General features: G+C 37.9%; 4 protein-coding genes. All 4 read right to left on the minus strand.

Annotated features, from left to right (window positions below):
- Positions 1–2,193 (minus strand): tape measure protein (locus BN52_RS10120; RefSeq protein ID WP_040473419.1); only part of this gene is annotated, 2,193 nt, incomplete at its 3' end.
- Positions 2,194–2,457: 264 nt separating this feature from the next.
- Positions 2,458–2,883, minus strand: coding sequence for a phage tail assembly chaperone (locus tag BN52_RS05125; RefSeq protein WP_008473248.1), 426 nt, complete (start codon positions 2,881–2,883; stop codon positions 2,458–2,460).
- Between the two features lie 10 nt (positions 2,884–2,893).
- Positions 2,894–3,364, minus strand: coding sequence for a phage tail tube protein (locus BN52_RS05130; protein ID WP_008473249.1), 471 nt, complete (start codon positions 3,362–3,364; stop codon positions 2,894–2,896).
- An 11-nt stretch (positions 3,365–3,375) separates the two neighbouring features.
- A partial coding sequence (locus tag BN52_RS05135; protein ID WP_040473420.1) for a phage tail sheath C-terminal domain-containing protein occupies positions 3,376–4,836 on the minus strand: 1,461 nt, incomplete at its 5' end.

The following is a 4,836-nucleotide window of genomic DNA, read 5'->3' on the forward strand; positions in this document are numbered from 1 at the left end:
CCCAACTAAAATTAAAGCCATTGATAACATTAACATTCCAACAGCGGCAATCATTGCCATAGGTGCAATCATTACCATGGCTATTGCTAACATCATCATGCCCACTGCGGCAATCAATGTCATTGGTGCAATCATTACCATAGCTACAGCCATGATCATTAAACCTGCACCAGCAACTAAAGACATGGCGGCAATTAAAGTTAATGCAACACCGAATAGCAATGCACCTACAGCGGCTATCATCAATCCAGCGGCTAAAACTATTAATCCAGCACCTAATACAACTACTCCAACTGCAGAAACTAAAGCACCAACACCGAATACGGCAACTGCCCCAGCTAATGCAAGCAATCCCACTGCGGCACTAAGTCCATATTGAGAAATAATAGGCAATTGAGTTGCTAACATTGTAATTCCAGCAGAAGCCACAAAAATAGCGGCACCAATAATTAAAAGAGCTGCGGCAAACATCAAGAATCCCACTGAAGCTCCAATCATTGCAGGACCCAATAATCTAACTACAACAGCTAATACAGCAATAGCGGCTACCATCCCAAAAAAAGTAGCAATTGCGGCACCGCCACCGCTAGCTAATTGAGTTGCTGCATCAGCTAGTAATTTGAAACCTAAAGCAGCTAAAGTAACTGCACCGCCCACCATAAGAATAGCGACGCCCAACTTCATATATGCACCAGTATTTTGCATAATCTTGCCCGGCTGTCCAGTATCCGGCATTTGCGGTGTTTTTGGAGGTTCCATTCCCGGCATTTTAAGTTTATTTTTGCCCTTAAAAATGTCATACATATTCTTAAGGCTGTCAATTGTTCCATCAATCTTTTTACCTATCTTAAAACCTACAACGGCCAACGCTACGGCACCTAATGCTTTAGCAATACCATTTAAGGTTCCAGGATCAAGTTTAGCTAGAACTTCAAAAAGTGCGACAATTCCGGTAACAACAATACCTTTTGTACTTGCCTTTAGAATCCCAAAAGCAGTTGCTAAAACTGTTAACGACTTCGGATCTAATTCACCAATCACATCAGCAATGGCACTGATCGATTTAGCAACACCTTCAATACCAGCACCCGAAAAATTTCCAAGTTTTTCAAAAAGGCTAGAACCACCTTTTGTCTTTGAAAGTGACCCCGTTAATTTAGTGGCGGCATCAGCTATATGATTAAACATATCACCTATCGCTTTACCTGCTCCAGATTCACCAAAGCCTTTAAAGAATTGACTAAAGCTTTTACCAATGTTTGACAAAATAGGCTTTATTTTATTAATTCCAGCGGTGATATTTTTAGCTAAGCTCTTACCATCAATCTTGCCTATTTTATCTGCAAGACCAGAAACCGCCTTAATACCTACTTTGTTGACCGCTTCAAATGCATCCCCAAGTGAATTGGTTATAGTTTCCTTTAACCCATCCATAGCTTGACCAATCGTTTTATATTGAGTGGCCATCTTGGAAAAGTTAGCATTTGTACCAGTTTTTGCAATAGCGCTTAAGAATTCATCTGTTTTCACTTTGCCGTCTTGAACATTTTTAACTAATTCTCTAGTACTCATATTCATTGTTTTAGCAACTGCAGAAATACCGCCTGGAGTTTGTTCCAGCATTAATTTGAAGTCTTGCCATTGTACCAGTGGCTTTGCAGCCATTTGAGTAGCTTGTTGAGACAGAGTTTTCATCGCTTGCTGCGGGTTATCGGCTGCAGCGGCTAAGCCACCAAAACCTTTAACTAGCTTCCCAGTATTTTTGATACCAACTGCAGTAAGTTGTGAGTAAGTACTACTCATATCACTGGCACTATAAATCGTTTGCTGTGCGAACTTTTGCATATCAGCCTTAGCACTATTAATTTGACTACCTGAAGCCCCGAGTTGATGCATGTTACCTTCGAACGTTTTCCAAGTGGCATTGGATTCACTCATATCAGAAATCAAAGACCTGATTCCATTTCCTGCAAGCCCCATTCCTTTATTAATCAAGCCACCCATTACCACACCACCAGTCATAGATTTAAAAAATCCATTTGATGATTTAGTAGCTCCGTTAAAAGAATTACCACTTAATGCGCCTTTTAGTTTATTGAATCCACTCTGTCCTTTAGACAATCCTGCTGAAAGTTTATCTAATGCACCACTAAAAGCATCATTAATTCTTATTGCTGCACTAATTTCGGCCATTGATTACCTCCTTTCTTTCTGTTTTTTTGACAAAAGAAAAAGGCACGCAAAAGTATACCCTCATATAGATAAATTAGATATGTTTCCTACGTGCCTTTCTTTCTGCCTCTTTTTGTTGTCTCTTTTCGTCTCTAGTTCTGATCTGAATAGATGCAATTACTATAGATTTCTCACGAATACTCAAATCAGCCCATTGTTTTGGTGTCCAGTGGTATTCCTGCAATACATAGTGATATATTGCAAAGTCACCTACTGAATCATCAATTAGTTTTTTGCTGTTTCAATCAAGTCATCAGGATTATCAGCATCTTCATTCATACCTGAAGCATCCATAACAGCATCAGATAACTTACTGTATTCACCTACATAAAGCATTTTCTTTAAAAGCTTTGCGGGGTCACCTAAACAGCCCCATGACTTTTGTAGTTCTTCATTTTGCAAATCTGGGGAAACCACACTTGCAGTTAAAGTTAATTCTGCTACTTTATTCTGATCAGTTTCTGATTCATATTGATGAGTTCTTCTATTAAGAACTCTTCTAGTAGCTTGCTTACGAATTTCAGAAATTTCTTCCGCATCAAGTCCTCTAATCTTAAAAGGAGATTTGAACCGCTTGAGTTTAACTTCTTCTTCTCTATTAGGACTGCCTACATTTTCCATCAAGAAATCTTTAATATTTGTTTCAGCCATTGTTTAACTCCTACTTAATACCATCAAATTCTTCAACTAATTCAAAGCCTTCAAATGTAAAGTCCGTTTCATAGTCCATAACACCATCATCAGCTTCAAAATCAACAACTGGAATATCATCCAAGTTAACATTCTTAAGAAGAACAGTTTGAGTACCAGTTTTTGAAGTTGGATCATGAATGGTTAAAGTTAATTCAAAGTAAAGATCCCCACCTTGTTGAGTATAAGGAACACCATATTTAAGCCAATTAGAGTTAATGATGTAGCCACCCAAAGTACCAGTACCTTCAACACTCGTGGTCTTTTTCATCTTCCAGTGGTTACCTAAAACTTGAACATCTTCCTTGTTCTTTTCCATCTTAATGGTTAATTTATTACATTCAATCATGTTAATAATTCGACCATTAATGTTAAGGAACACCTTCGCATCCTTAGTAGAGATGGTATCTCTACCACTTAATAAGTGATCTAAATCCGCCATCTAGTTTCCTCCTATCTTACAATCAAGTTGACATAAAGCTTTTCCATTGCGTCAACTGGTGTTACATACAATTCCATCAATACAGCGTCTTTTTCGTCACCTTGAGAAAGAGTTAAATCGGAGTTTTCAAAATCACGAATCATGTTTTGGTTTTGTAAGCCCGTTAAGTAACCAATTCTGTTAGCCTTAAAGACGTTTCTACCAGCTTCATTGTTTGAAACCTTACCTAAGAAACTAGTTTCAAATGTTTGAGTAGTATTAGTACAGATTTCATCAAGTGTTCTAATAATACGGTTCTTGCTAAAGTCCTTAGGCTTAATGCTGGTGAATTTGGTAAGCGAGTTAATATCTTGTTCAATAACTACACGTTCACCACTACGAGTTGTAAAGACAATTTGACCTGCATTTAAGGCTTCAATAGTCTTATCATTATTCAACTTAGGTCTAGCTTCTGCAGCATCATCAAGTTGGGTATAAGTTAATGCTTGATCTGGTGTAGCACTAGCACTCATACCAGCAAATCTAGCAGTAGCAATGTTAGGAGTAATTACAGTGCCATCATTAAGTACATAACCATTCAAAACAGTTGATACACCTTCATAGTTGTAAACCACACCGCTTGTATTAGGAACAACGGCACGAACCTTTATACCAACGTTTTCACGTAAAAGCTTAATTTCTTCAACTAAAAGTTTATGAATGTTGCTTGATTCATCCCAACCTGCAGTAGTTGCTACAGCATAGAATTCATTTTCCAAGTAATCATTCATATCATCTACTACCTTGTTAGTACCATTTGAGCCCCCAGCTAGAGAAACATTAGCGGCATTTTGAGTTAAACCGTTAAAGATAGCAGTATAAAGTGGATATTCTCCCTTGCCATTTAATTCCTTAGTAACATCTACCGGATTAGTACCAAAAGTAATATCTACATAGTCATTATGTACTTCTAATTGATCTTCCTTAGTTAATTCAGCTGCGGCAATTGCATCAGCCTTTGGTAAAGGTAAAGTAATTTTTACTTGATCAACTTGCTTAGTACCAAAAATAGTAGTTACGGTTACATCTTGAGTGTTAGCACCATCAACTAAAGGAGCAGGAACAAAGCTAACACTAATGTTGTTACCTTGTTCACCTTCATACTTAGCATTAATAGTGTAAACACCTTCTTTAGTAGAAGTTGACTTAGCACCGCCATCAAAATCATTTAAAAGTAATACTGTTTCAGCATCCTTCAAAGCTTCATAAACTGGAGCCAATACCTTGTCAGTATTCTTATGGCCAGTTAGCACAGTGAAATCACTAGTAGCAGTTAATTCAATGATGCCCTTCTTGCCCCAACCTAAAGGCTTGTTTTGGAACATCAATAAACGGCCCAAAGGTGTGGTTAATACTGGCTTGCCATCGCCTTTAACATTGATGTAGACACCAGGTCTTACTTTGTTTTGAATTCTCCAAGTTCCACCTGCCAT

This window comes from Lactobacillus gigeriorum DSM 23908 = CRBIP 24.85, assembly GCF_000296855.1.
Lineage (GTDB): Bacteria > Bacillota > Bacilli > Lactobacillales > Lactobacillaceae > Lactobacillus > Lactobacillus gigeriorum.

Excerpts from the sequence above, each read along its gene's own strand:
- BN52_RS05130 (WP_008473249.1), bottom strand. The coding sequence starts at position 3,364 with ATGGCGGATTTAGATCACTTATTAAGTGGTAGAGATACCATCTCTACT.
- BN52_RS05125 (WP_008473248.1), bottom strand. The coding sequence starts at position 2,883 with ATGGCTGAAACAAATATTAAAGATTTCTTGATGGAAAATGTAGGCAGT.